Source organism: Achromobacter sp. HZ34 (assembly GCF_002209485.1).
Lineage (GTDB): Bacteria > Pseudomonadota > Gammaproteobacteria > Burkholderiales > Burkholderiaceae_B > Bordetella_C.
The window spans coordinates 75,342-100,434 of sequence record NZ_NJIX01000008.1 but is presented as its reverse complement, the minus strand read 5'-3'; the positions used below and the strand labels follow the sequence as shown (position 1 = coordinate 100,434).

The 25,093-nt window shown below is 66.1% G+C and carries 27 protein-coding genes; 14 read left to right on the top strand and 13 right to left on the bottom strand.

The window, feature by feature from the left end; genetic code table 11:
- Positions 1–55: 55 nt before the first annotated feature.
- Positions 56–2,734, top strand: coding sequence for a type II secretion system secretin GspD (gene gspD, locus CEY05_RS26410; protein WP_088600257.1), 2,679 nt, complete (start codon positions 56–58; stop codon positions 2,732–2,734).
- On the top strand, positions 2,731–4,161 hold the full coding sequence (gene gspE / locus CEY05_RS26405; RefSeq protein ID WP_198952915.1) for a type II secretion system ATPase GspE: 1,431 nt from the start codon (positions 2,731–2,733) through the stop codon (positions 4,159–4,161). The genes gspD and gspE overlap by 4 nt, the downstream gene beginning before the upstream one ends.
- A 244-nt stretch (positions 4,162–4,405) precedes the next feature.
- On the opposite strand, the gene gspN is transcribed toward gspE, so the two are convergent.
- From gspN to htpX, 10 genes are all read right to left on the bottom strand, one after another.
- Positions 4,406–5,206 (bottom strand): type II secretion system protein N, encoded by an 801-nt coding sequence (gene gspN, locus CEY05_RS26400; protein WP_088600256.1) that lies wholly within the window; start codon positions 5,204–5,206, stop codon positions 4,406–4,408.
- A 62-nt stretch (positions 5,207–5,268) separates the two neighbouring features.
- Positions 5,269–5,862, bottom strand: a complete 594-nt coding sequence (gene gspM / locus CEY05_RS26395) for a type II secretion system protein GspM (protein ID WP_088600255.1) — start codon at positions 5,860–5,862, stop codon at positions 5,269–5,271.
- Complete coding sequence (gspL, locus tag CEY05_RS26390; protein WP_088600254.1) at positions 5,859–6,866, bottom strand: type II secretion system protein GspL; 1,008 nt, start codon at positions 6,864–6,866, stop codon at positions 5,859–5,861. Before gspL ends, gspM begins: the two co-directional genes overlap by 4 nt.
- Positions 6,863–7,957, bottom strand: a complete 1,095-nt coding sequence (gene gspK / locus CEY05_RS26385; protein WP_233161719.1) for a type II secretion system minor pseudopilin GspK — start codon at positions 7,955–7,957, stop codon at positions 6,863–6,865. Before gspK ends, gspL begins: the two co-directional genes overlap by 4 nt.
- A complete protein-coding gene (locus tag CEY05_RS26380) occupies positions 7,954–8,625 on the bottom strand; it encodes a type II secretion system protein J (protein WP_088600253.1) in 672 nt (223 codons plus the stop codon). Before CEY05_RS26380 ends, gspK begins: the two co-directional genes overlap by 4 nt.
- 49 nt (positions 8,626–8,674) lie before the next feature.
- Positions 8,675–9,064, bottom strand: a complete 390-nt coding sequence (gspI, locus tag CEY05_RS26375; protein WP_233161718.1) for a type II secretion system minor pseudopilin GspI — start codon at positions 9,062–9,064, stop codon at positions 8,675–8,677.
- Positions 9,051–9,593: a type II secretion system minor pseudopilin GspH gene (gspH, locus tag CEY05_RS26370; RefSeq protein WP_369826000.1), complete on the bottom strand. Its 543-nt coding sequence runs from the start codon at positions 9,591–9,593 to the stop codon at positions 9,051–9,053. The genes gspI and gspH overlap by 14 nt, the downstream gene beginning before the upstream one ends.
- On the bottom strand, positions 9,586–10,017 hold the full coding sequence (gene gspG, locus CEY05_RS26365) for a type II secretion system major pseudopilin GspG (protein ID WP_304528860.1): 432 nt from the start codon (positions 10,015–10,017) through the stop codon (positions 9,586–9,588). The genes gspH and gspG overlap by 8 nt, the downstream gene beginning before the upstream one ends.
- A gap of 188 nt (positions 10,018–10,205) precedes the next feature.
- A complete protein-coding gene (locus CEY05_RS26360) occupies positions 10,206–10,643 on the bottom strand; it encodes a type II secretion system protein N (RefSeq protein WP_088600249.1) in 438 nt (145 codons plus the stop codon).
- Position 10,644: 1 nt separating this feature from the next.
- Positions 10,645–11,523: a protease HtpX gene (gene htpX / locus CEY05_RS26355; protein WP_088600248.1), complete on the bottom strand. Its 879-nt coding sequence runs from the start codon at positions 11,521–11,523 to the stop codon at positions 10,645–10,647.
- Between the two features lie 250 nt (positions 11,524–11,773).
- Between htpX and CEY05_RS26350 the strand changes: the two genes are divergently transcribed.
- Together CEY05_RS26350 and CEY05_RS26345 are read left to right on the top strand one after the other, a co-directional pair.
- Positions 11,774–12,655 carry a DMT family transporter gene (locus CEY05_RS26350; protein ID WP_088600247.1) on the top strand — a complete coding sequence of 294 codons (882 nt, stop codon included), beginning with the start codon at positions 11,774–11,776 and terminating at the stop codon, positions 12,653–12,655.
- A complete protein-coding gene (locus tag CEY05_RS26345) occupies positions 12,652–13,527 on the top strand; it encodes a sulfurtransferase (RefSeq protein WP_088600246.1) in 876 nt (291 codons plus the stop codon). The genes CEY05_RS26350 and CEY05_RS26345 overlap by 4 nt, the downstream gene beginning before the upstream one ends.
- Here CEY05_RS26345 and CEY05_RS26340 read toward each other — a convergent pair.
- The 3 genes from CEY05_RS26340 to CEY05_RS26330 form a co-directional block, all read right to left on the bottom strand.
- Positions 13,493–14,233 (bottom strand): HD domain-containing protein, encoded by a 741-nt coding sequence (locus tag CEY05_RS26340; RefSeq protein WP_088600245.1) that lies wholly within the window; start codon positions 14,231–14,233, stop codon positions 13,493–13,495. The genes CEY05_RS26345 and CEY05_RS26340 overlap by 35 nt on opposite strands.
- A gap of 215 nt (positions 14,234–14,448) precedes the next feature.
- Positions 14,449–15,606: an aromatic ring-hydroxylating dioxygenase subunit alpha gene (locus CEY05_RS26335; RefSeq protein WP_088600244.1), complete on the bottom strand. Its 1,158-nt coding sequence runs from the start codon at positions 15,604–15,606 to the stop codon at positions 14,449–14,451.
- 175 nt (positions 15,607–15,781) lie between these two features.
- A complete protein-coding gene (locus CEY05_RS26330; protein ID WP_088600243.1) occupies positions 15,782–16,744 on the bottom strand; it encodes a tripartite tricarboxylate transporter substrate binding protein in 963 nt (320 codons plus the stop codon).
- 119 nt (positions 16,745–16,863) lie between these two features.
- On the opposite strand from CEY05_RS26330, the gene CEY05_RS26325 reads away from it, so the two are divergent.
- The 10 genes from CEY05_RS26325 (at position 16,864) to CEY05_RS26280 (ending at position 25,065) form a co-directional block, all read left to right on the top strand.
- Entirely contained in the window at positions 16,864–17,700 is an 837-nt protein-coding gene (locus CEY05_RS26325) for an IclR family transcriptional regulator (RefSeq protein WP_088600242.1), read from the top strand.
- 139 nt (positions 17,701–17,839) lie between these two features.
- The gene (locus CEY05_RS26320) at positions 17,840–18,130 is read left to right on the top strand and encodes an exodeoxyribonuclease VII small subunit (RefSeq protein ID WP_088600241.1); all 291 of its coding nucleotides are present in this window, start codon (positions 17,840–17,842) and stop codon (positions 18,128–18,130) included.
- Entirely contained in the window at positions 18,127–19,038 is a 912-nt protein-coding gene (locus CEY05_RS26315) for a polyprenyl synthetase family protein (protein WP_088600240.1), read from the top strand. Before CEY05_RS26320 ends, CEY05_RS26315 begins: the two co-directional genes overlap by 4 nt.
- Positions 19,039–19,109: 71 nt before the next feature.
- Positions 19,110–21,008, top strand: coding sequence for a 1-deoxy-D-xylulose-5-phosphate synthase (dxs, locus tag CEY05_RS26310; protein ID WP_088600452.1), 1,899 nt, complete (start codon positions 19,110–19,112; stop codon positions 21,006–21,008).
- Positions 21,009–21,245: 237 nt separating this feature from the next.
- Positions 21,246–22,043: a GTP cyclohydrolase FolE2 gene (gene folE2 / locus CEY05_RS26305; protein WP_088600239.1), complete on the top strand. Its 798-nt coding sequence runs from the start codon at positions 21,246–21,248 to the stop codon at positions 22,041–22,043.
- Positions 22,044–22,469: 426 nt separating this feature from the next.
- Positions 22,470–22,844: a 30S ribosomal protein S6 gene (rpsF, locus tag CEY05_RS26300; RefSeq protein WP_088600238.1), complete on the top strand. Its 375-nt coding sequence runs from the start codon at positions 22,470–22,472 to the stop codon at positions 22,842–22,844.
- Positions 22,845–22,906: 62 nt separating this feature from the next.
- A complete protein-coding gene (gene priB, locus CEY05_RS26295) occupies positions 22,907–23,221 on the top strand; it encodes a primosomal replication protein N (RefSeq protein ID WP_088600237.1) in 315 nt (104 codons plus the stop codon).
- Between the two features lie 84 nt (positions 23,222–23,305).
- Positions 23,306–23,578 carry a 30S ribosomal protein S18 gene (gene rpsR, locus CEY05_RS26290; RefSeq protein WP_057650238.1) on the top strand — a complete coding sequence of 91 codons (273 nt, stop codon included), beginning with the start codon at positions 23,306–23,308 and terminating at the stop codon, positions 23,576–23,578.
- A 13-nt stretch (positions 23,579–23,591) separates the two neighbouring features.
- A complete protein-coding gene (gene rplI / locus CEY05_RS26285) occupies positions 23,592–24,047 on the top strand; it encodes a 50S ribosomal protein L9 (protein ID WP_088600236.1) in 456 nt (151 codons plus the stop codon).
- A 181-nt stretch (positions 24,048–24,228) separates the two neighbouring features.
- Positions 24,229–25,065 carry a hypothetical protein gene (locus CEY05_RS26280; RefSeq protein WP_088600235.1) on the top strand — a complete coding sequence of 279 codons (837 nt, stop codon included), beginning with the start codon at positions 24,229–24,231 and terminating at the stop codon, positions 25,063–25,065.
- The last annotated feature ends 28 nt before the right edge of the window (positions 25,066–25,093 follow it).

Below are 25,093 nucleotides of genomic sequence, written 5' to 3'. Positions count from 1 at the left end.
ATTGCGACGCGATCAGTATAATCGCCGCGCTTCTGGCCATAACGACGATGGAACCATGCTACGCGTTCTGCAACGGCTCACCGCCGCAACTCTGTCTCTCACCCTCGCCTTGGGTGTCCCCCTTACGGCGTTTGCGCAACAACCGGCGCGTAGTACCGACGACAAGGTCTCCCTCAATTTCGTCGATGTCGACATCCCGGCGGTATTGCGCGCCTTGTCGCTATTTACAAAACGGAATTATCTGTACGATCCCCGCGTCAAGGGCAAGATGACGCTGGTGTCGGACCAGCCGGTGGATCGCCAGACCGCGATGAATATGCTGGCCGGTTCGCTGCGCCTGCAAGGCTATGCCATCGTCGAGGTCGGCGGTGTGACGCGGGTAGTGCCGGAGGCCGACGCCAAGCTGCAGGGCAGTGCCTTGTCGGTAGAGGAGTTCGATCGGCGCGGGCCGGGTAGCAACGGCCGCAATGGCGGCTACGGTGGCGCCGCCGCCGCCCCCGCCCGCGCGGCGGGCGGCGAAATGGTGACGCGCGTGTTCCCGCTGAAGTACGAGAACGCGGCCAACCTGGTACCGGTGCTGCGCCCCATGGTGCCGCCCAACAATCCGGTCAACGCCTATCCCGGCAACAACACCGTGGTGGTGACCGACTACGCCGACAACATGGAGCGCATCGCGCGCGTCATCGCCAGCATCGACGTGCCCACGTCGATCGACACGGCGGTGGTGCCGGTGCGCTATGCCATCGCTTCGGACGTGGCGGCGCTGGCGTCGCAACTGCTGGATGCCCAGCAGCAAAGCGCCGACGCCACCCAACGGATCGCCGTGGTGGCCGATCCGCGCACTAATAATGTGGTGATCCGCTCGGGCAGCCCGGCGCGTACCGCGCTGGCGCGCGATCTGGTGCTGAAGCTGGACACACAGCAGGCCGGCGCCGGCAATCTGCACGTCGTGTATCTGCGCAACGCCCAGGCCGTGCGCCTGGCGGCCGTGCTGGGCGGCTTGCTGACCGGCCAGGGCGCCAACGCGCCGGGGGCCAATGGCGCCGGCGGCCAGGGCCAACGCAATGGCGGCGCTGCGGCCGCGCAGCAGGGCGGCAGCCAGAACAGCCAGGGCGGCAGCGGCAACACCTATACGCCTACCGGCATGGGTAGCGGCAGCGCCACCGGCACCTCGTCGTCCAGCAGCGGCATCGGATCAGGCCAGCAGCAGGCCATCGCCCGGGTCGACGGCAGCAACAATATGCAGCCCGTTTCCTACTCGGGCAACGGCGCGACGGTGCAGGCCGACCCGGCCACCAACACCCTGATCATTTCCGCCAACGAGCCGCAGTACCGCAGCCTGCGTGAAGTCATCGACATGCTGGACCAGCGCCGCGCCCAGGTGCTGGTGGAAAGCATGATCGTCGAAGTCACCGAAAGCGAGGCGGCGCAGATCGGCGTGCAGTGGTTCGGTGCCACAAATGGTGGGCTCAATACCAATGGCACGTCGGTGATCGGCGGCTCCAACTTCGGCGGCACGGGCCTGAACCTGACCGGCGCGGCAAGCACCATCGACGCCTTGCCCGGCGGCCTGAGCGTGGGCCTGCTGCGCGGCACCACCACCATTCCCGGTGTCGGCCAGATCCTCAACCTGAACCTGCTGGCCAATGCGCTGAAGACCAACGGCGGCGCCAACATCCTGTCCACGCCGAACCTGATGACCCTGGACAATGAAGCGGCCAGCATCATGGTGGGCAAGACCGTGCCCTTCGTGACGGGGCAGTACGTGACCTCCGGCAGCGGCAACAGCAGCAATCCCTTCCAGACCATCGAACGCGAGGACGTGGGCCTGAAGCTGAACATCCGGCCGCAGATTTCCGAAGGCGGCTCGGTCAAGCTGGACATCTACCAGGAAGTCAGCTCCATCGATACCGCCAGCTCCACCAGCACCAGCGGCATCGTCACCAACAAGCGCGCCATCGACACCAGTGTGCTGATCGACGACGGCCAGATCATCGTGCTGGGCGGCCTGTTGCAGGACAGCGTCTCGACGACCAATTCGGGCGTTCCCGGCCTGAGCTCCATCCCCATCCTCGGCGCCCTGTTCCGCGACGATTCCCGCAGCCGCGAGAAAACCAACCTGATGGTGTTCCTGCGCCCGCACGTCATACGCAGCAGCGAGGACAGCAGGAGCGTGACGCTGGATCGCTACAACTACATGCGGCGCGCGCAGAGCGTGGTGCAGCCGGGCGACCATTGGGCCTTGCCGGACATGAATGCGCCCATCCTGCCGCCGGCCAATGTGCCCGGCGTATCGAATTCACCCGCGCCCGCGGGTACCTACGACCTGCGTCCGGGCAACGCCGCCCAGACCATGCAGCAGCAATCGCCGCCGCAGTCCACGCAATCGTTCGCCGTGCGCCAGCTGCCCGAGACGCCGCGGCCCCCGGATGAAGTGATCCGTGCCAATCTGCCGGTAGGCGTGACCATCGCCACCGACCCCTCCGCCTTGTATGGGGATGGCAAGGCCACCAAGACCACGCTGCAATTCGCCACCGCCAACGGGCAGGACCAGGCGCAAAGCATCGCCGCGCGGGTGCGCATGAGCGGCCTGGACGCCTACGACCAGCCCGGCCCCGGCGGCCAGGGCTATGTGGTGCGCTCGCAGGTGCCGCGCGACGCGCGCAGCGTGGACACGGCCTTGTCCCTGCTCAAGCAGCTGGGCTACAAGCCGGAGCTGGTGACGCAGCCATGAGCGCCTTGCCGCCGCTGCCTTATGCCTGGGCGCGCGCGCAGCGTGCCGTGCTGTCGACGCAGGCGGGCCGGGCGCGCTTGACCATCAGTGCGCGCACGCCGTCCTGGGCGCTGGCCGAGATCCGCCGCCGGCATGGCGAGCTGCCCGTCGAGCTGGTCGATGACGCGGTGCTGGAGACCTTGCTGACGGCGTCGTATAGCGACACGGGCGACGCGGCGACGGTGATGGGCGCGGCCGAGAACGAAATCGATCTCGACCGGCTCATGCAGGACATTCCCGAGGTCGCCGATCTGCTGGAGGCGCAGGACGACGCTCCGGTCATCCGCATGATCAACGCGCTGTTCACGCAGGCCGCGCGCGATAATGCCAGCGATATCCATATCGAGCCTTTCGAAACGCATTCGGTGGTGCGCTATCGCGTCGACGGCACGCTGCGCGACGTGGTGTCGCCGCGCAAGGCCCTGCATGCCGCGCTGATCTCGCGTATCAAGATCATGGCCCATCTGGACATCGCCGAAAAGCGCCTGCCGCAGGACGGCCGCATTGCCTTGCGCGTGGGCGGACGGCCCATCGATGTACGGGTGTCGACGCTGCCCACCGGCCATGGCGAACGCGCCGTGCTGCGCTTGCTGGACAAGGAAGCGGGGCGCCTGGAGCTGGAGAAGCTGGGTATGGATGCCGGCTTGCTGGGCAAGCTGGACAAGCTGATCCGGCAGCCGCACGGCATCGTGCTGGTGACCGGTCCCACCGGCAGCGGTAAAACGACCACGCTGTATGCCGCGCTGGGGCGGCTGGATGCCAGCACCAGCAATATCCTGACGGTTGAGGACCCGATCGAATACGACCTGCCCGGTGTCAGCCAGACCCAGGTCAACAGCAAGATCGACATGAGTTTTGCCCTGGCTCTGCGCGCCATCCTGCGCCAGGATCCGGACGTCATCATGATCGGCGAAATCCGTGATCTGGAGACCGCGCAGATCGCGGTGCAGGCCTCGTTGACGGGTCACCTGGTGCTGGCCACGCTGCACACCAACGATGCGGTGTCGGCGGTGACGCGTTTGACTGACATGGGTGTCGAGCCTTTCCTGCTGGCCTCGTCGCTGCTGGGCGTGCTGGCGCAGCGCCTGGTGCGCCGGCTGTGCAAGCATTGCCGCGCGCCGCATGAAGAGGACGGCCAGGTGGTCTACCGTCCGGTGGGCTGCCCGCATTGCAATCACACGGGATACAGCGGCCGTACCGGCATCCATGAGTTGTTCGTGGTGGACGAAGAGGTGCGACGCCTGGTGCATGAAGGACGCGACGAACAGGCGCTACGCCACGCGGCCGTGGCCGCGGGCATGCGGTCCATGCGCCAGGACGGCGAGCGCTGGGTACGCGATGGGGTGACGTCACCCGAGGAAATCGTCCGCGTGACGCGGGATCATTGACGCGACGCGCCTGGTGGGTGGACAGAGTTCCTGTGCCAGGGCGATGTTCCATGATATTAAATGGGCAAATCCCCCAAAGGGGATTTGCCCATTATTTTTTATCGTGGGTCTACGTCTCGCGTAGACGCGGACGAAAGTCCTCCATGCCAGGCGATATTCCGTAGGTTCCAAATAGAAAAATCCCCTTGGGGTTTTTTCTATTAATTTTTCCCTGCGGCCGCGTATGTACGGGCCAACCGTAAAGCTACTTCCCTGTCCCGAACAGGCTTTGCGGCCCGTTGCGCCGGCCGATGGCGGAGAGCAACGTTTCCAGGCCCGCGCGCGTGGTATCCGGCGCGGCGGCATCCGGTTCCGCGGTGCCGTTCAACGTCAGCCGGCGGCCGTTCCACACGCCCGAGGCCTGCACTTTCAGCGGTCCATTCAGCGTCGTCAGCATGACCTGCACGTCATTGCCCTTGCCGCCGCCTTTGCCCTGCATCGCCTGCAGGCGATAGCTGCCCAGCGGTCGCACGATGGACAGCGCCGACGTGGCGTCGCTCCATTGCACCTGCAGCAGCTCCGGCCCGCGCGCGACACCCGCATCGTAATCGGGCCAGCGCACTTCCAGATTGCCGCCGGGCGCCAGCGTATTCACCGGCGAACCGAAGGCGGACAGGATCTCCGCGGGCAGGCGCATGGTGCCGGCCGATACTGAAAAAGTCGGCGTAGCCAGGCCGCGCCAGGCCGGCGCCAGGCGTACCGTGCTGCCCAGCCAAGGATGCGCCAGCATGACGCCGTGCCACGTCCATTGCCAGCTGACGGGCTGCGGCAAGGTGCGGCGCGCACCGGCCGGCCCCAAGGCCAGCAAGGCCGTGCCATTCCATATCGTGCCGCTGGCGTCGACGATGGCGAACAGGCCATCGTCATCGACCAAGCGCATCAGCCAGCGCGCCGGCAGCACGGCCAGCGCGGCGGCCAGCGCAACCAGTACGCCGGCCACGATCAGCCCGTAAGGTCCGCGCGCGCCGGCGGCGCGGCGTGCGCGCCATGTGTCCAGAAGTCCCATTTATTCCAAACGTCCCATCTATTCCAGCAGTCCCATCTGTTCGAACGGTCCCATCTGATCCATCAGTTCTGCGAAGGCGCGGCCAGCCGCACGGTGCCGTTGACCTTACCGGGGATGGGGCGGCCGTATTCGGTGCTGGCGCGGGTCAGTTCCACACTGGCCACGCGCAGGCGCAGTTCGGCCGGTACGCTATCGCTCCAACGCATCAAGGCGGTGGACGGGGCCAGCTTCAATTCGATGCGCCAGGCGGCTGCCTTGGCGCCGTTGCCATTGCCATTGCCCAATTCCTGCGTGGTGCGCCAGCTATCGGGCTCGAAGCCGGCGCGGCGCAGGCTCTCGTCGATATCGGCCTGCGCCAGCGGCGCGCCGGATGTGCGCCCGCCGTGTTGGCGCAGGCGCTGCGCCTCGTTGGTCAGGCTGGCCACCGCGGCCGCCTGCGCGCGCAGTGCCGGTAGTTCCGTGCGTGACCGCGTGATGGTGGTCAAGGCCGGATCGATGGCGAAGGTGAAGACCAGGAACAAGGCCAGCACGATGCCGCCTGCGTCGACCAGGCGGCGTTCGCGCGGCGTCAGCGCGGCATGCCACACGGCCACCGGCCGCAGCGCGTCGCGCAGCTTCAGGCGCCACGTGGCGAATGTGGAGGCGGGACTTTTCATGGTTGGCTCCTGGAGATGCGCCAGGTCAACGGCGTGTCCTGTTTTTCTATGCGCAGGCCCAGCGCGGCGGCGGCCTGCGCCATGGCGGGGGCCTGGCCCAGTTGGTCGGGGTCCTTGCTGTCGGCCCCGTCCAGCTTCAGCGTGATGGCGTCATCCGCGTAGCGCAGTTCGGCGGTATGGCTGGCGGCGAAGGGCAGGGCCTTGGCGCTGGCCAGCGCCAGCGGCACGAAGTCCGCATTGCTGCTGCTGCCCTGGCCGGCCAGCAAGGCATTGCGACCCTGTTCGGCCTGGCGCAGTGCATCGACCACCACCGGGATATCGGGGAAGGCCGCGCGCACCTGGGCTTCCATGCCGGCGCGCAGCGTGACGGCTTCCGCACGCAGGCGCGCGGCGTGGATGTTCAACCCCACCACCCACACCGCCACGGCGGCCGCCGCCCACCACATCGGGGCGCGCCAGGGCGAGGCCTGTTGCGGGCTGAGCGCGGGCAGCGCCAGCGACCAGCGTGGCGCGTCGCTGTGCCAGCGGGCGTCGGCCGGGAGCATCAAGCGTTGTTCCGGGAAGGCGTCATCGCGCGGCAGCACCAGTTGCGCGGGTAGCAGGGCATCCACCCGCAGGCCGGCCTGGGACAGCAGGCGCCAGGCACGCGCCAGTGGGTCGCGTGCGGTCCAGGCCACGGTGACCGTGCCGTCGGCGGCGCGCGGGCCGTGGCCCACGGCCAGTTCTTCCAGGTCGCCCAGCACCAGCGGTTCAGTGGCGCCGCGCACGGCGGCGGTCAGCAGGCGGGCCGGCACGGCCGGCACCTGCACGGTGGTGACGATGGCGTCGTGGGGCACCAGCACCGCTTCGACGCGCGCGCCGGCAAAACCGGTGGCCAGGGCTGTGGCCGACAGTTCACCGCTGCGCGCGCAACGGCCCTGGCGGTCGAACCAGGCGTAAGCCAGGGGCATCGTCGCGGACAGCTCGGCCAGGTCGGGGAGCGCGACGCGTAAGGTGTTCTTCAATGGATTTCCCGTTTCCAGATAATTTCGGTGGATTGATCCGCGACGCTCTGGATCAGGGCCCGCATCACCAGATGGACACGCTCGTAGGCGACGGTGCCGGTGGCGGCGAACCAGGTGCTGGTGGCGCCGATGCCTTCCGGCGTGCCTTGCACGCCCACGCCGCCCAGGCGGTTGCTGAAGTCGGCCGCGTCGTTGAACCAGGCGCCACGTTCGCGCTCGCCGATCAGCACCCGGGCCTGCGCCAGGGTCATGTCGGGGACCAGGGCGGCGATCACCTCGGCCGGCGCGGTGTTGACGTTGACGGTGGTGGTGGCGGGCAGATAAGTCAGCGTTCGCTGCAGGTCGCGGCGCAGCGCGGGTTCCAGGCCCAGGTTGCCCAGCAGGTCGTCGATGCCGCGCGGTGCCGGCGCGCGGGGAGGCGCGCTTTGCCGGATGATGGCGCCGTTCTGGTCGGTAACCGGCTTGGTGGGCTGGGTCAGCGCCACGCGTTGGGCCAGCGTCTGGGCCAGGCCGTCATGGACGCCCAGGGCCGTCAGCAGGCGGGCGAGCACCAAGACCTGGTCCGGCATGACCAGGCCGCCGCGCGCCACGTTGTAGACGTTGAACTTGCCCTGTTCGTCTTCGATGAAGCCGGAGAAGATGGCGACGCGGCCATCGCCGGGGCGTTCCAGGCGCGTGTCCTGCACGGGCACGGTCCACAGTTGTCCGGCGTGGATGGTGGCTTCGCGGCGCAGGCTTTCGCGGATCACCAGGCGTGCCCAATCCAGGCCGCTGACCAGCAGCCAGCGCGCCTGCACGCGGGCCTGCTCGTTTTCCACCTGGCGCAGGGTGGAGGTCTGGCGCATGAACAGGCCGGAGGTCAACGCCGCGACCACCGCCACCACGATCAGCGCGCTGACCACCGCCATGCCGCGCTGGTTGCGGTCGCTGCGTTCACCGCGTCCGCTGCGATGGCCTTGGCGGCCGTGGCGGTCGCGGATGCCAGTGCCATTGTCATTGCCAGTGGCAGTCGTAGTGCCATTGCCGTTGTCATTGCCGTTGCCGTTGCCGCAGCGAAGGCGTGCCCGCAGGGTGGCGACAGACAGTTTCATCGCAGCACCACCACGCGTGTGTAGCGTTCGCGCACGCCGTTGTAGTTGCGTTCGAATGCGACCTCGATGCCGCTGGCGGAGCGGCCGCCGGTCGCGCCGGTGGCATTGGCGGAAGGCGCGACCCAGCCTTGTCCCGGGATCCAGAAGCGCACCGACAGTTGCACCACGTTGGCCATTACTTCAGCGCCCCCCTGCGCCGGCGGCAGCGGATATTGCAACCCGGCCTTGCCGGTATAGCGCCACAGGCCGCCGTTGTTGATGCGCCAGATCACCTGCTGCCAACTGCCGTCGTCGGCCGGGGCCGTGCGCACGATCTCCAGCTGCAAAGGCTTGCCGGGTTCCACGTCGACGTCCACGCCGCTGAGCAATTGACCCGGCTGGGCGACGTTATCGGCATTGTGGCCATCGTTGGACAGCGTCAGGTCGCGTTCGAGCTGGCCCAGCGTGCGCACGATGACGGCGTTGTCTGCAGCGTCGCGCTCCAGCCAGGCACGCGTGTCGGCGACGCGGCTCAGGCCGCGATAGGCCAGCAGGCTGACCAGGGCCATCAGGGTGATGGCGATGAGCACTTCAATCAGCGTGAATCCCCCCTGGCGCCGGCGCGCGCGCGCCGCCCCGCGCGTGGCGGCGCGTTGCATGGCGGTGGTGGCGCGGACGGGACGATTCATCGGGCGGGCGCTTCAGCGGGCGGCGGAGTCCATGGGAAGGCGGTTCTTGTCATCGAACGTTCGTCAGCAAGCCGGACAGTTCGGCCAGCGTCAGGTCCGGTTGGCCGCGTAGATAGACGCGCACCGACACTTGCCGGAACGCGCGGTTCAGCGAATAGGTGAAGGTGCTTTCGCACAGCATGTCCAGCCGGCCTTCGGGGCAGGGTGCGTCCTGCTTGCCAGGGCCGGGCAGGATTTCGGCAAGACGCAGCTCGGCCATGCGATTTTCGGCGGCGACCAGCGCCAGCGTCTTGTCACGCAGGGCCCGGTTGTTTTGCGCCATGACGCCCGTGGCGCGCAGGGCGGCCGCCAGCGCCACGGCGATGATGGCCAGCGCCACCAGCACTTCGATCAGGGTGAAGCCGCGCTCGCCGCCGCGGCCCGGGTCATTGCACCGCATAAGCGCCGCCGGCATCACGGTTGATGGTCACGTTGCGGCCGCCGGCGCTGAGGACGATTTGCATAGGGTCGGCCATCCATTCGGTGTCGAAGCGCAGCCAGCCCTTGGGGCCGGAAGGCGTGACGGATACGGTACCGGCCGACCACGCATGGGGCCGCAGATCGGGATCGTCGTGGAAGTCGTCGGGTGGCGGTATCGCTTCGTCTTCGGCGCTGCCGGTGCTGCCCGTGCGCCGGCCCGGGCGTTCGAAACGGTAGCCGCCGGCGTCGGCGCGCCAGGTGATGATGCGGCCGTCGCTGCGGGCTTCGCTCTGTGCGATCGACAGTACCTGCACCAGGCGCTCGGCATCCGCGTGCAGGCGCCGGTCCGGCGCGGCGACGGCGGACAGGCCGACCATGCCGGCCGCGATGCCGATGATCACCAGCACCACGAGGATTTCGATCAGGGAAAAACCGCGCTGCCGCGCGGAGACTGCGTTTGAGCGCGACTGTGCGGCGCAGGTCCGGGATGGCCTGGAGGTCTTAGAGATCCCAGGACCCGATGTCCGCATCGTTTTGCTCGCCGCCGGCCTTGCCGTCGGCGCCAAAGGAAAATACATCGACTTCGCCTTTCACGCCGGGGCTGAGGTACTGATAGGGATGGCCCCAAGGGTCATTGGGCAGGCGGTCGAGGTAAGCGCGCCAGTTGGACGTATTTTCCGGCCGCGTGACCAGGGCCTGCAGGCCTTGCTGCGTCGTCGGGTAGCGGCCGTTGTCGAGGCGGTACAGCTTGAGTGCCTGCATCAGGCCGCCGATGTCCTGGCGGGCGGCCACTTGGCGCGCCTGGTCCGGACGGTCAAGCACACGGGGCACGATCAAGGCGGCGAGGATCCCCATGATGACCACGACAACCATGATTTCAATCAGGGTAAAACCTTGCTGACGCACTATGGCGGCACTGCCTCGCTGATGCACAACCCACTCCGTTTGAGCTCGAGGCTGTAATTATACCGATCAATATGTCAGTAATGTTATGGCCATGCGGTATCTGGACCAGGGCGCTGGCGTGGCCTGTGCAGGCCGGCGTAGCGGATGCAGCGCGCCGTCCGTGTCTCCGCGGAAGCGGTGATCACGAAGCCGCACGTGTCACGCAGTCTTGCTTCTCAGTTCTTGACCGCGATGATGCCCGCGGCGGCGGGCGGCAGGGGCGGGGCGCTGATGGTCGTGCTGGTGCCGTTCTGGTCCAGCACCACTTCGTTGCGGTCGACGCGCACCAGCCGCAGCCCCGGCGTGATCTCTTGGCCGGCGCGCCAGGCCGTGGCCGGGCCGCCATCGACGCTGAGGATGGCCGCGCCCTCATCGCCGCTGGCGATCAGGCCGGCGATGGTCACCTGCGTCTTCAGGGTGCCATCCTTGCCGAACAGCAGCGCCGCGGGCGTGGTGTCGGTGGCCCGCACGGTCGCCGGACGCAATGCCGGCGGCAAGGTGTCCGGGCGCGGCGCCAACAGGATCGCGCCCCACACCCCCAGGCCCGCCGCCACGGCCAGGATGGCAAGGACGCGGGCAAGCTGCGCGGGAGAAGGCTGGCGAAGGGCAAGCATCTCAAGCCGCTCCACGTTGCAGCGCGGCGATGCGCTGCTGGATGGGCGGGTGCGAAGCGAAAATCGCGCTGATGGCATTGCGTCCGCTGATGCCCGAGGCTTCGAAGGACTTGGGCAGTTCGCCCGCTTCCAGGCCGCCCAGCCGAGCCAGGGCGCGGATCATGGGATCGCGCGAACCCAGCAGATGGGCCGAGCCGGCATCGGCGCGGAATTCCCGTTGGCGCGAGAACCAGGCCACGATGACCGACGCGGCGATGCCGAACAGGATTTCACAGACGATCACGGTGATGTAGTAACCGGCGCCCAGGCCGCGCTCATTGCGCAGGATGGTGCGGTCGATGAAATAGCCCACCACGCGCGCCAGGAACACCACGAAGGTGTTGACCACGCCCTGGATCAGGGTCAGCGTCACCATGTCGCCATTGGCGATGTGGGCGACTTCATGGCCCAGCACGGCGGCCACTTCTTCTTCCGTCATGCTTTCCAGCAGGCCGGTGCTGACGGCGACCAGCGATTCGTTCTTGAACGCGCCCGTGGCGAAGGCATTGGGCGCGCCATCGTAAATGGCCACCTCGGGCCGGCCGATGCCGGCGCGGTCGGCCAGCTGGTGCACGGTATCGAGCAGCCAGGCTTCACGCTGCGAACGCGGTGCGTTGGGGTCGATCACCTGCGCGCCGGTGCTCCACTTGGCCATCGACTTGCTCATGAGCAGCGAAATGATGGAGCCGGTGAAGCCGATGATGACGGAGAAGATCAGCAGTTGCGTGATGTTCAGGCCATTGGCCGTCAGGAAGCGGTCGACGCCGAAAATGCGTAGCGTGGCGGACAGCACCAGCATGACGGCCAGGTTGGTCAGCACAAAAAGTACGATGCGTTTCATGATTGTTATGGATCCTCTGCGAGCAGGTATAGCTTTGACGTGACGGGCCGGCCTGGGTTCCCGGCGGCCCGCACCGCCGGTTCCGGCCGGCTCTCCGTCGGAACAGCAGTATATTATCGGTTCTGTTTCAGGTTCCCTTCATGAGAGCCTGAGGCCCCCCGGAAATGACGTCGTATTGCGCCGGTCCGGGGTGGATATGCTGCAACCCCGTGCCACAACCCCCGCCACTATTCGGAATTACGCAGGTCTCATGCAGGCTCTTTGGATGTTGTTGGCGTCGCTCATGTTCGCCATCATGGGTTCTTGCGTGAAGCTCGCGACCGAATACGAGGCGTCGTTGGCGCAAGTGGTGCTGTTCCGGGGCATGCCGTCCGTGTTGCTGATCCTGGCATGGGCGCGCGCCGGACGGCATTCCATCGTGCCATCCAGATGGCGGCCCCATCTGTGGCGCAACCTGGCCGGGGTTTCTTCCATGTGGCTGGGTTTCTACGCCCTGTCGCACCTGCCGCTGGCCACCGCCACCAGCCTGAACTACACCTCGCCGCTGTTCATCGCCGGCTACATGCTGGGCTGGGGCGGCGCGCAGCGTGATCCCGTCCGCATCCTGTCTGTCGCCCTGGGGTTCCTGGGCGTCATTGCCGTCTTACGGCCCAGTATCGGCGACGACCAGTGGCTGGCGGCCCTGATGGGCCTGGGTGCGGGCGGTGCCGCCGCGATCTCGATGATGCAGATCCGCGAACTGGGACGCATAGGCGAACCGGAATGGCGCACGGTGCTGTTCTTTTCCCTGGCGGTCTCGATCAGCAGCCTGGTGGGCTTGCTGGTGCACGGCTGGGGCCAGACAAGCCTGGTGGGCTACGCGGCGCTGATCGGCATCGGCCTGTCCGGCCTGTGCGGCCAGTTGGCCATGACGCGCGCCTTCGGCCTGGGCTCGGCCTTGTTGACAGCCGCCCTGCAGTACTCGACCATCATCTTCGCCGCCTGCCTGGGCACGGTGTTCTGGCACGATCATCTGGATGCCATCGCCCTGTCCGGCATGGGCCTGATCATCGCGGCCGGCTTGCTGTCGGTCTGGCGCACCATGCGTGAACGGCGCCCCATCACCAAGACTGCCAAGGAGAACACCGTATGACCATGACTTTGATTTCCGCATCGGAACTGGCCGCGCGCCTGGGTGACGCCGATCTGCGGCTGTTCGACCTGCGCCACGACCTGATGGACCACGCCGCCGGGCGGCGCCAGTACGAGCAGTCGCACATCACGGGCGCCCGCTATCTGGACAACGAGACCGAACTGGCCGCGCCGCGCACCGGCAAGAATGGCCGGCATCCCTTGCCCGACCGCGCCGCCCTGGCCGCCTTGTTGTCCAGCCACGGCGTGACGCCCAGCACCCTGGTGGTTGCCTATGACGCCAGCGGCGGCCAGTTCGCGGCGCATTTGTGGTGGATGCTGCGCTGGCTGGGCCACGATCGCGTGGCGGTGCTGGACGGCGGCTGGCAAGCCTGGTCGGCCGCCGGCCTGGCGGTGGAAAGCGGCGCGGGTCCGCAACGCGCGGATATCGGCCAAGGCACGGGCAAGGAGGCGGGCGGCAATCTGACGCCGCGCCAGGCGCTGACCGAGCCGGTCGACGCCGCTACCGTGCTGGCCAATATCGCGCAGCCCAGCTTCACCGTGCTGGATGCTCGCGCGGCGGCCCGTTATCGCGGCGAAATGGAGCCCATCGATCCGGTCGCCGGGCATATCCCGGGCGCCTTGAACCGGCCCAATACGGACAACCTGGCCGCCGACGGCCGCTTCAAGTCACCGCAGGAACTGCGCAAGGAATTCGAAGCCGTGCTGGGCAAGCGCGCGCCTGCTGCCATCGTGCACCAGTGCGGTTCGGGCATCACTGCGTCGCACAATCTGCTGGCCATGGAAGTGGCGGGCCTGAGCGGTTCGCGCCTGTATCCGGGCTCGTGGAGCGAATGGGTCAGCGATGCTTCACGGCCGCAGGCCAAGGGCTGACCGTCGCGGCATGCGGCACGGCGCGCTGCCGTGCCGCGAGGTGATTGGTCGCGGATTGATGGGGCGTGGATTGCTGGGCCGCGGACCGATGCGCCGCGGATTGCCCGGGTGATGCATGCGGCAGTGTGCCCAGCCGGGGCAACTGCGTGGCCTGGTGGCGTTGTGCGACGTCGCTGGCAATTTCCAGGAAATAGGATAGCGGCGGCGGCGGGTCGTCGCTGATCAGGCAGGCCTGGTCGTCCCAGCGGCGCAGGCGGATGGCCTCCGGCGCCCAGGGGATGGCCGAGAACTCGCTGGCCTGGGCCGCGTCGAAGATGCCGCCGGCCTGGTCGAGCGCCAGGCGCGCGGCGCTATTGCGTGGCCCAAGATAATCCGGTTCGACGAAGCAAAGATAGCGGTGCGCCTCCACATGCAGGCGTATCGGCTCCAGCACATCCGCGCCGAACAGCCCGCGCAGGAAGGGCTGCACGAAATACTGGTGCTTGTAGTCGGCGCCTTCGATGCGCATGATGTCCGGATGCTGAAGAATCAGGTGGCCCAGGTCATGCAGCAGGGCGGCCGTCACCAGGGACGGCGCGGCGGCTTCCGCCAGCGCCAGCGCGGCGGTCTGGCGCGCATGCTCGGCTTGCGTTACCGAGGTGTCGCCGTAGGGCGAGCCACCGGTAAGGTGAAAAAGGTTTGCTATCTGGTCCAGTGTCAGTCCCATTGCCGTGCTCCTTGCGGTCGCGCAGCGTGGCGCGCGCTTTGGTGGTCCAGTTCAGTTGACCAGCACGACTTGATTTTTTGATGACGGACAGGAGGAGAAACGCAGACGTTGAGTAACGGACTGTGTTGAGCGTGGGCGCGAAAAAGCCCTTGAAAACAGGGGCCGCGTGAAACGCAGCGCGGGCGGCCCCCTGTAGAGGACCGCCCGTGTGGGCATCAAGGATGCGGTTCCGTCTCGGCCATGATGGTTCGATACCATTCATGGAAATGCTGCATGCCATCTTCCATGGGCGATTGGTACGGCCCCGCTTCGCTGACACCGCGCAGCATCAATGCCCTGCGGCCGGCATCCATGCGTTCGGCGATCTCGTCATCCTCGACCGCCGTTTCCATATATGCCGCGCGTTGCGCCTCGACGAATTCGCGCTCGAAAGCGGCGATTTCCTCGGGGTAGTAGAACTCCACCACATTGACCGTGTCCTGCGGACCGCGCGGATGCAGGGTCGACAACACCAGCACGTGGGGATACAGCTCGATCATGTGCGTCGGAAAATACGTCGCCCAGATCGCCCCGAATTCCGGCGCATCGCCCGCCCGGTATTGCATCAGGTTGTCGTGCCACTGGCGGTACACATCCGATCCCGGCTGCGCCAGGGCGTTATTCACGCCCACGCGCTGCACGCTGTGCCAATTGCCGAATTCCCATTCCAGGTCGTCGCAGGTGACGAAGTGGCCCAGGCCCGGGTGGAAGGGCGCAACGTGATAGTCCTCCAGATAGACCTCGATGAAAGTCTTCCAGTTGTAGTTGCACTGGTGGACTTCGACGTGGTCCAGCACATAATCGCCGAAATCGAACTCCGGCCGCTGGAACAGCGTGGCCAGGTCCTTGGCCGGATCGCGCGGGCCTTCGAACAGCAAGCCATGGCAATCGCGCAGGCGATAACGCGGCAGGTCCATGCACGGCGTGGAGGCGAATTGCGGCGCGCCCAGCAACTGGCCCTGCTTGTCGTAGGTCCAGCGATGCAGCGGGCAGACGATATTGCCCCCGGTGGCGCGCAGATTGCCCCCCGTGTTGATGTTGCCGGCCACATTTCCCGGCGCGCCGCCCAGCATCAAAGCCTGCCGGTGGCGGCAGACATTCGAGATGAGTTCGATGCCTTCCTTGTTGCGCACCAGGACCCGCCCGGCATTTTCCTGGACGAGCGTACGCCAGTCTCCTACCTCGGGAACCATCTTCTGGTTGCCAACGTATAAAGAAGACTGTTTAAAAATGATTTCTTGCTCGCGCTTAAAGCGTGCTTCGTCAAAATAAGCGCTGACGGGGAGCTGCGTACGAGCCGGCACAAAATGCGCCATCCGACCAACGTCGGTCATGATTCCCTCCGCTCGGATAAAAAAGCCAGGACGGCACGGATCCGTTCTGGCGCGAAGAAAAATCGGGCTGGCCGATCAAAGTGGTCGATTGTACCCCAGGGGGCAGCGGGGGCCAAACCCGCGCCCGTCTAAATTCGGGTGAGCGCTTTTATGACAGTGATTATTTAAGCCGGGCTTATTGCAGGACCACGTTCGCCTGCTTCACCAGTGTCTGCACCACGGGCAGTTCGGACTTGATCTGGGCGGTCAGCGCCTGGGGCGTGCCGTCGCTGGGCTGGATGCCCATTTCCAGCATTTTCTTACGCACGGCTTCATCCTTCAGTGCGTCGGCCAGGGCTGTTTGCAGCTTGCCCAGGACTTCCGGCGGCGTGCCCTTGGGGGCGACGAAGCTGAACCAGGCGCTCATGTCGAACTTGTTGTAGCCCTGTTCGGCGATGGTCGCCAGCTTGGATTCGCTGTCCAGGCGTTGCTTGCTGGTGATGCCGAAGACCTGCACCTTGCCCGAATTGGCTTGCGGCATGCCGGTGGCGACCATGTCGAAGAACAGGTCGACGTCGCCGCCTATCAATGCCGGCAAGGCCTGGTTGGCGCCCTTGAAAGGCACGTGCAGGATGTCGATCCCGGTCTGGGACTTGAACAGCTCGCCCGCCAGGTGCGACGACGTGCCGGGGCCGAAGGACGCGAAGGTGAGCTTGCCGGGATTCTTCCTGGCGTAGGCGATCAGTTCGGCGGTGTTGTGGAAGGGTTCCTTGGGGCCGGCCAGCAGGACCAGCGGGCCGATGCCCACCATGCCGATGGGCGCGTAGCCGTCCGGGTCGTAGGGCAGTTCCTTATACAGGAAGCGGTTGGTCACCAGGGTGGAGTTGGTCGCCATCAGGATGGTGTAGCCGTCCGCGGGCTCACGCTGCACGTAGGACGCACCGATGGCGGTGCCGGCGCCGGCGCGGTTCTCCACGATCATCGAAGCCTTGAGATCCTTGCCCATGCGTTCCGCCAGCACGCGGGTGAGCACGTCGGTGGCGCCGCCGGCCGGGAAGGGCGAAACCACCTTGATGGGCCGGTCCGGGTATTGGGCGTTGGCCGCGCCGCAGGCGCTGACCAGCGCGAGGGTGGCGAAAAGCTTGAGCCAAGGTCGCATTCGAGAAATCCCCTGTTTGAAGAATCAGCGGTTGATAAAGCCACCGCTTATGGCTAAATTCCGTATCTCGGAATTAAATTTTGTATTCCGGAATTCAATATAGAAAGGGATGGCGCCGAATGCAATCCGGAAAACCCCAGGTAGGTGATGAGTCCGCGGTCCCCTTGCGCGACCGGGCGGGGCGGCGGCGGCGGGCGCCGGTGGTGGAGGGGGCGGAGCGGTCGGCGGATTTCATTACGGCCCTGGCGCGCGGACTGCAGGTGCTGCGCTGCTTCCAGGCGGGCAGCGGTGCGCTGGGCAATCTGGAGCTGGCGCGCCTGACCGGGCTGCCCAAGGCCACCCTCAGCCGCATCACCTACACCCTGACCGAACTGGGTTATCTGCGCTACGACCGCGACAGCGGCCGCTATGCGCCCGGCCATGGCGTGCTGGCACTGGGCCTGGGCCTGCTGTCCGGCCTGGAAGTACGCCAATTGGCCAAGCCGGCCATGCAGTCCCTGGCGCAGCAGACGGGCGGCGCCCTGGCGCTGGGCACCTGCGACGGCGATGCCATGGCCTATGTCGAAGCCATCCACGGATCGTCCGCCCTGTACCTGCGCCTGCCGGTGGGCTGCAGGGTGAGCATGGACAGCGCCATGGGCCGCGCCTACCTGGCGCTGCTGCCGGCCGCGGCGCGCCGTGACCTGTTGCTGCGCCTGGGCCCCCTGGCCCCCATGCCCGACGTGATCGACCGCTGTGTCGCCGACCTGGCCGCCACGGGTTGCTGCTTCGCCTTCGGCGAGTGGCAGTCCGGCATCAACGCCGCCGCCGCGCCTTTCGAATCCGCCACGGGGGAGGGCGTCTTCGTCATCAGTTGCGGTGGCCCCGCCACCTTGCTGTCGGAAGCCGTCCTGCGCGACGAGGTCGCGCCGGTCCTGCACCGCACGGCCCAGGCCTTGTCGCGCTCAGCCGTCTGACGTAATCAGGCGCAAGCCTGAAACCAGGCAGGGACCGGACAGGGGATCGCCTGCACGAGGTACGGTGGAGGCGCTCCGCTACGGGGTCCTCCCCCTTGCTACAATCGCGGGATTCTTCTTACGCATTCCGGAGATCCGCTTGGCGTCCAGGCAAGTCCCCCCTGTCACCCCCGCGGCCGATACGGCCGACGCTGCCCTTCTGCCGCAAGATTTCGAAGGTGCCCTGGCGCAACTGGAGGATCTGGTCGCTTCGATGGAAGACGGCTCCCTGCCGTTGGAGGCTTCCCTGGCTGCCTACAAGCGCGGCGTGGCCTTGACGCGCATCTGCCAGGAACGCCTGGCGCAGGCCGAGCAGCAGGTGCGGGTGCTGGAAGGCGATTTGTTGCGGCCGCTCGAACCCGGCGCGCTGGACGACGATACGAACGGATGAAGCAGAACCACCTTGCCTTCGCGGACTGGCTGACGGCCCGCGCGCAGCACATCGAACAGAAACTCGACGAACTGCTGCCGCCCGCCGATGCCGTGCCGGCGCGCCTGCATGAAGCCATGCGCTACGCCGTCCTGGGTGGCGGCAAGCGCGTGCGCGCCGCCCTGGTCTACGCCGCCGGCCTGGCCTGCCCCGTCAGTGGCCACACTGCCGCGGTGGAAGCCTCGCTGGACCGCGCCGCCGCGGCCGTCGAGCTGATCCACGCCTATTCCCTGGTGCACGACGACCTGCCCTGCATGGACGACGACGTGCTGCGGCGCGGCCAGCCGACCGTGCACGTGCGCTATGACGAAGCCACCGCCATGCTGGCGGGCGATGCCTTGCAGCCGCTGGCCTTTCAATTCCTGGCGGAAATGCCCATTGCGCCTGCGCTGGTGATGCAGGCTACCCAGGCGCTGGCGCGTGCCGCCGGCAGCCGTGGCATGGCGGGTGGCCAGGCCATCGACCTGGGCGCCGTCGGCCGCACCCTGACGCGCGACGAGCTGCAGCAGATGCACGGCATGAAGACCGGCGCCATGCTGGCCGTCAGCGTGGCGCTGGGCGGCATCGTGGCGGGCGCCAGTTCGGTGTCGCGCCGCGCGTTGGACGACTATGCGCAGGCCATCGGCCTGGCTTTCCAGGTGGTGGACGACATCCTCGATGTCACCGCCGACACCGAAAAGCTGGGCAAGACCGCGGGCAAGGACGCGGCCGAGAACAAACCGACGTATGTTTCACTGCTGGGCTTGGAAGAGGCGCGCCGTTTCGCGTCGTCCTTGCGCGACACCGCTCTACAGGCCCTGGTGCCGCTGGGCGAAGGCCGCGCGCGCCTGGCTGAATTGGCCGATTTCATCGTTTTGAGAGATCGTTGACGTTCGCGCGGGCCGGCGCCGCCGGACCGCTCGATGTGCATCCGATTGCCCGCGGGGCTATTCTTCACAGCATGACCACAGAACTTCTGGACACCATCGCCAGTCCCGCCGACCTCAAGCGTCTGGACCGCCGCGAGCTGAAAAATCTGGCCGACGAGTTGCGCGCCTTCGTGCTGGAGTCCGTCTCCAGGACCGGCGGCCATTTGTCTTCCAACCTGGGCACGGTCGAATTGACGCTGGCCGTGCATCACGTCTTCGACACACCGCACGATCGCATCGTGTGGGACGTCGGCCACCAGTCCTATCCGCACAAGATCCTCACGGGCCGGCGTGCGGAGATGGGCAAGCTGCGCCAGGAAGGCGGTATTTCCGGCTTTCCCCGCCGAGTCGAATCCGAGTACGACGCCTTCGGCACCGCGCACTCGTCGACCTCGATTTCGGCGGCGCTGGGCATGGCCGTGGCGTCGCGCAACGCGGGCATCATGCGCCAGCACATCGCCATCATTGGCGACGGCGCCATGTCGGCGGGCATGGTCTTCGAGGCCATGAACAATGCCGGTGTCACGTCCAATATCAATCTGCTGGTGATCCTGAACGACAACGACATGTCGATCTCGCCGCCGGTGGGTGCCTTGAACCGCTATCTGGCGCGTCTCATGTCGGGCCGCTTCTACGCCGCCGCCAAGAACGTCGGCCGCGCCGTACTGCAGCGCGTGCCGCCGGTGCTGGAGCTGGCGCGCCGTATCGAGGAACATGCCAAGGGCATGGTCACGCCGGCCACGCTGTTCGAGGAATTCGGCTTCAACTACGTCGGCCCCATCGACGGCCACGACCTGGATTCGCTGGTGCCCACGCTGCAGAACCTGCGCGAACTCAAGGGCTTGCAGTTCCTGCACGTGGTCACGCGCAAGGGTCAGGGCTACAAGCTGGCCGAGGCGGATCCGGTGCTGTATCACGGCCCCGGCAAATTCGACCCCGCCGTGGGTATCGTGCCGGCCAAGGCGCCGGCCAAGGTCACCTTCACGCAAGTCTTCGGGCAATGGCTGTGCGACATGGCCGCGACCGACGAACGCCTGGCCGGCATCACGCCCGCCATGCGCGAGGGCAGCGGCCTGGTGGAATTCGAACGCCGTTTTCCTTCCCGTTATTTCGACGTGGGCATCGCTGAACAGCATGCCGTGACGTTTGCCGCCGGCCTGGCCTGTGAGCAGCAGAAGCCGGTGGTCGCCATCTATTCGACCTTCCTGCAGCGCGGCTACGACCAGTTGGTGCACGACGTCGCCCTGCAGAACCTGGACGTCACGTTCGCGCTGGACCGGGCAGGCCTGGTGGGCGCCGACGGCGCCACCCATGCCGGCAATTACGACATCGCCTTCCTGCGCTGCATTCCCAATATGGTCGTGGCCACGCCTTCGGACGAAGCCGAAGCGCGCCTGCTGTTGACCACGTGCTATCACTACCCCGGTCCGGCGTCCGTGCGTTATCCGCGCGGCGGCGGCAGCGGTGCGGTGGCTGGCACGGACCTGGACGAGGTGGCGCTGGGCAAGGGCGTGATCCGGCGCGAAGGCCATGGCCGCATCGCCTTCCTGGTGTTCGGTACGCTGCTGCCGGCCGTGCTGCGCGCGGCCGAGGCGCTGGACGCGACGGTGGCCGACATGCGTTTCGTCAAGCCGCTGGACCGCGAACTGGTGCTGGATCTGGCGGCGCGCCATGACGGCCTGGTGGCCGTCGAGGATGCCGCCATCATGGGCGGCGCCGGCAGCGCGGTGGCCGAAGCGCTCAACGAGGCAGGCGTGCTGTGTCCGCTGCTGCAACTGGGCTTGCCCGATCGCTTCATCGATCATGGCGATCAGCAGGCGCTCATGGCCGGGCTGGGCCTGGATGCCAAGGGCATCGAGGCTTCGGTGCGGCAGCGGTTTGCCGCTCTGCTGGCGGTCGAAGCGCCGCGCGACCGGGCCGTTGCAGGTTGAGGCCCGGGGGACATGGCCGCGGCGCTGTGCGTCCGAGGCTGTGGCCCCGATGCTGTCACGGTGCGCCCGTGCTTGTGGCCCCGTCGCCACGTTGTGGCGTTATTTCACCCTGTGAACTATCGCTTACCTATCGGCAATAGGGTTTTCACGGGGTTTGCGGGATTTTTACGCAATAATGCAAGTCCTTCAGCTATTTGGAGCGGTCGCGCGGCGACTGCTCGTGGCAGGTAAACGAATATGAATTCCCCGATCGACCCCGGCGTTGTCATGCCGGATGTGCAAAGCTCGGCCGACACTCGTCACATTCCCATCCAGCGCGTGGGTATCCGCGGCGTGCGTCATCCCATGCTCGTGCAGGCCGGTGACGGCAGCGCCATGGCTACGGTTGCCAACTGGACCTTGACCGTGGCCTTGCCGGCGGAAGAGAAGGGCACCCACATGTCGCGTTTCGTGGCGCTGCTGGAAAAGTATCGCAGCACGCCCATGACGCCGGCCCTGTTCCGCGCCATGGCGCGTGAAATGTTGCCGCTGCTGCATGCCGAGAAAGGCGACCTGACCGCTGCGTTCCCGTATTTCATCAACAAGTCGGCGCCGGTTTCCGGCGTGCAGAGCCTGATGGATTATGAGGTGCAATGGATTGCGCGCGCCAGCGGCGAAGAGGTCGAGTTCGAACTGGTGGTACAGGTTCCGGTTACCAGCCTGTGCCCGTGTTCCAAGGCGATTTCCGAATACGGTGCGCACAACCAGCGTTCGCACGTCACCGTGTCGGCGGTGCTGGGCGATGATGTCGGCATGGACGACGTCATCCGCGCGGTCGAGGAAGAGGGTTCCTGCGAATTGTGGGGCCTGCTCAAGCGGCCGGACGAGAAGTACGTCACCGAGCGCGCCTACGACAATCCCAAGTTCGTCGAGGACCTGGTCCGCGACGTCGCCGCCCGCATGTCGGCCCGCCAGGGGATCAAGCGTTACCGCGTCGAGGCGGAAAACTTCGAATCCATCCACAACCATTCCGCCTACGCGGTGGTTGAAGGGTAATTCGCTGGGCGCGAATGACACCCTGGGGTGGCGGGACGAGCCGGATAGCAGCACGGCGGGCGGCTTAGCCCAGGAGGGCCCCGCCAGAAGGCACCTGCGGGGAAGACCTCGCGGGAAGGGCGGGTGCATGCGGTTCCGATGTCCTGAGAATGTCTTCCCCACGACAATACTGGCGGACCGGGTTACCGGTCCGCCAGTGGTTCTTCTGGGGCAGGGTCGGACGCCTGTCTCCCGGCAGCAACGCCGATCCACCGTAATTCCATTGATTTCACCGCCGATTTGCACTATCTGCCAGTTCCGGCAATAATGTAAGGCTTTCCTGCTCGACTCCTGACTGTTGGGGGCGGGCTGACCCTGGTTCGATCCGGCACCTTCCTTCGGGCGTGGTGGGCGCATCGAGCCAGACATCCACTAGGAGTGTTACCCATGCGTCACTACGAAGTAGTGTTCATCGTCCACCCCGACCAAAGCGAGCAAGTGCCCGCCATGGTCGAGCGGTACCAGGCGCTGGTCACCGGCCAAGGCGGCTCGGTGAATCGCCTCGAAGACTGGGGCCGTCGCCAACTGGCTTACCCCATCCAGAAGCTGGTCAAGGCCCACTACGTGTGCCTGAACATCGAATGCGGCCAGGCTACCCTGGACGAACTCGAACATTCGTTCCGCTACAACGACGCCGTCCTGCGCCACCTGGTCATCAAGACCAAGAAGGCCCAGTCGGGCGCCTCGATCATGATGAAGTCGGTCGAGCGTGAAGAGGCCCGCAAGGCCTCGGCGGAAGCGGCTGCGGTTCAACCCGAATAAACGGCCAGGCGGATCGCGGCGCGCGCGCCAGGTCCACCACCGGAACGCCCCCGGAATACTTCATGAATCAGGTCGTACTCAGCGCCCAAGTCCTCGAAAGAGAAGCCTTGCGCTACACCCCGGCGGGTTTGCCCGCACTGGAGATGCTGCTGAGTCACCAGTCCGAAGTGATCGAGGCCGGACATCCCCGTCGCGTCGAAATGACGATTGCGGCGGTGGCGCTGGGAGACCTGGCGCTGTTGTTGGCGGATGTCGGTCTGGGGGCACAGCTGCAGGTCCAGGGTTTCCTGGCACCGGTACGCAAGGATGCGGTCAAGCTGAAGCTGCATATGCAGCAGGCGACACGTCTTTCGGGCAGCGATCCGGTCACCGTTTAGTTTGGATAAACAGGCGGCCTGGAATATCCAGGTCACACGTAAAGAATTCGGGTCCACGGACCCCTGAAAATCAAGAGGCACATCATGGCTTTCTTTGGCAAGAAGAAGGAAAAGCGCAAGTTTCCGCAGCAGAACCCGCTGTTCAAGCGTCGCAAGTTCTGCCGCTTCACGGCTGCTGGCGTTGAAGAGATCGATTACAAGGATCTGGACACGCTGCGTGATTTCATTCAGGAAAACGGCAAGATCATTCCCGCTCGCCTGACCGGTACCAAGGCGCACTACCAGCGCCAGCTCGACACCGCCATCAAGCGTGCCCGCTTCCTGGCTCTGTTGCCGTACACCGACAACCACAACTGATCCGGGGCCAGACATGCAAGTTATCCTGCTCGAAAAAGTCGTCAACCTGGGCAACCTGGGTGAAGTGGTCCGCGTGCGTGATGGTTACGCCCGCAATTTCCTGATCCCCCAGAAGAAGGCTACCCGCGCGACGAAGTCCGCGCTGGAAGCGTTCGAAGTGCGTCGCGCCGAACTGGAAAAGATCCAGGCCGAGCGTCTGGCTGCTTCGCAGTCCGTGGGCGAGCGCCTGAACGGCTACGTGCTGAAGATCTCGCAGAAGGCCGGTGTCGACGGCCGTCTGTTCGGTTCGGTCACCAACGCCGACATCGCCGAAGCCCTGCGCAAGGCGGGTTTCGAAACCGTTGAAAAGGCGTTCGTGCGCCTGCCCAACGGTGCCCTGAAGGCGGTTGGCGAATACCCGGTGCAAGTTGCACTGCACGCCGACGTCGTCAGCGACATCTCCGTGGTGGTTGAAGGCGAAATGGCCTAAAGCGCGAGGACGCGGCTGCCCAGGCGGCCGCATCCCGATTCGCCACCGTCCATCGGTGCGATCGACATTTGCGTGATCAGAGCCGGCCGGGTGCCGGCTCTGATTTTTTGTAAGACCGTTTCATGGCCAGTATTGGCCGTGTCATGGCCGGTTCGCCAGACTATCGCTCCAAGGTCCGTCAGTGAGTTCCTCGCCCATCCACCAGTCGCCGCCGCCCGATTTGCAGGCGTGGCTGGAAGCTGCCGCCACGCGGCCGCAGCCGCAGGTGCTGGAAACCGAGCTCGACGGCATCCATTTCGTGGTCAAGCGCCGGCGCGCCAGCCTTGGCGGCGGCATCAGCTACGTGCTGCGTTATCTGCGCGCGTTATTCCTGGGCCTGGGCTGCAAGCTGTTCCTGGGTGAATTCCCCAATCCTGGCGTTCTTTTGCGTAATGGCCTGGCTTTCGAAGCCCGCCGCTTGCGCCTGCTGCTGGCCGACGGCTGCAGGGTGCCCGCCATCTGGCACGAGGAACCCGGCCTGCTGGTGCTGGAACATGTAGGCAAGGACCTGTCGTCCGTGATTCGCCATGGCGATGACGCCATGCGCAGCGACTGGGCCCTGCGGGCAGGGCGCGACCTGGCCGAATTTCATCTGCGCGGCCATTGCCATGGCGGCGCGCAGATCCGTAACCTGACGATACGCAACGACGAGTTGTGGCGTATCGATTTCGAAGAGAATATCGGCGAAGCCTTGTCACCGCCCTTGGCCCAGGCCTACGATCTGTTCCAGCTGGTGGCCTCGCTGCTGTCCTTGCGCGCTCTGGATTCGAGCATCATGCCCGGGCTGGCGCGAGCGATGGTACAGGGGTATTTCGAAGTGAATCCGGATGCGCGGGTGCGGGCCCGCCTGACGCGTCTGGCCAATGTCTTGGGGGGCGCCGCGCGTGTGTTGCGTCCCTTGCTGGGCCGTCTGTCGTCGCGCGATGTCCAGGGTTTTTTCCGCGTGGCGGATGTATTGCGGGATCTGACGCGATCCTGATTGCGTTTCCGGCAGCAAGCCCCACCTT

Bases quoted from the DNA above. Each gene is read 5' to 3' on its own strand.
- gspD (WP_088600257.1), top strand. From the start codon at position 56: ATGCTACGCGTTCTGCAACGGCTCACCGCCGCAACTCTGTCTCTCACC.
- gspE (WP_198952915.1), top strand. From the start codon at position 2,731: ATGAGCGCCTTGCCGCCGCTGCCTTATGCCTGGGCGCGCGCGCAGCGT.
- gspN (WP_088600256.1), bottom strand. From the start codon at position 5,206: ATGGGACTTCTGGACACATGGCGCGCACGCCGCGCCGCCGGCGCGCGC.
- gspM (WP_088600255.1), bottom strand. From the start codon at position 5,862: ATGAAAAGTCCCGCCTCCACATTCGCCACGTGGCGCCTGAAGCTGCGC.
- gspK (WP_233161719.1), bottom strand. From the start codon at position 7,957: ATGAAACTGTCTGTCGCCACCCTGCGGGCACGCCTTCGCTGCGGCAAC.
- CEY05_RS26380 (WP_088600253.1), bottom strand. From the start codon at position 8,625: ATGAATCGTCCCGTCCGCGCCACCACCGCCATGCAACGCGCCGCCACG.
- gspI (WP_233161718.1), bottom strand. From the start codon at position 9,064: ATGCGGTGCAATGACCCGGGCCGCGGCGGCGAGCGCGGCTTCACCCTG.
- CEY05_RS26360 (WP_088600249.1), bottom strand. From the start codon at position 10,643: ATGCTTGCCCTTCGCCAGCCTTCTCCCGCGCAGCTTGCCCGCGTCCTT.
- htpX (WP_088600248.1), bottom strand. From the start codon at position 11,523: ATGAAACGCATCGTACTTTTTGTGCTGACCAACCTGGCCGTCATGCTG.
- CEY05_RS26350 (WP_088600247.1), top strand. From the start codon at position 11,774: ATGCAGGCTCTTTGGATGTTGTTGGCGTCGCTCATGTTCGCCATCATG.
- CEY05_RS26345 (WP_088600246.1), top strand. From the start codon at position 12,652: ATGACCATGACTTTGATTTCCGCATCGGAACTGGCCGCGCGCCTGGGT.
- CEY05_RS26340 (WP_088600245.1), bottom strand. From the start codon at position 14,233: ATGGGACTGACACTGGACCAGATAGCAAACCTTTTTCACCTTACCGGT.
- CEY05_RS26335 (WP_088600244.1), bottom strand. From the start codon at position 15,606: ATGACCGACGTTGGTCGGATGGCGCATTTTGTGCCGGCTCGTACGCAG.
- CEY05_RS26330 (WP_088600243.1), bottom strand. From the start codon at position 16,744: ATGCGACCTTGGCTCAAGCTTTTCGCCACCCTCGCGCTGGTCAGCGCC.
- CEY05_RS26325 (WP_088600242.1), top strand. From the start codon at position 16,864: ATGCAATCCGGAAAACCCCAGGTAGGTGATGAGTCCGCGGTCCCCTTG.
- CEY05_RS26315 (WP_088600240.1), top strand. From the start codon at position 18,127: ATGAAGCAGAACCACCTTGCCTTCGCGGACTGGCTGACGGCCCGCGCG.
- dxs (WP_088600452.1), top strand. From the start codon at position 19,110: ATGACCACAGAACTTCTGGACACCATCGCCAGTCCCGCCGACCTCAAG.
- folE2 (WP_088600239.1), top strand. From the start codon at position 21,246: ATGAATTCCCCGATCGACCCCGGCGTTGTCATGCCGGATGTGCAAAGC.
- rpsF (WP_088600238.1), top strand. From the start codon at position 22,470: ATGCGTCACTACGAAGTAGTGTTCATCGTCCACCCCGACCAAAGCGAG.
- priB (WP_088600237.1), top strand. From the start codon at position 22,907: ATGAATCAGGTCGTACTCAGCGCCCAAGTCCTCGAAAGAGAAGCCTTG.
- rpsR (WP_057650238.1), top strand. From the start codon at position 23,306: ATGGCTTTCTTTGGCAAGAAGAAGGAAAAGCGCAAGTTTCCGCAGCAG.
- rplI (WP_088600236.1), top strand. From the start codon at position 23,592: ATGCAAGTTATCCTGCTCGAAAAAGTCGTCAACCTGGGCAACCTGGGT.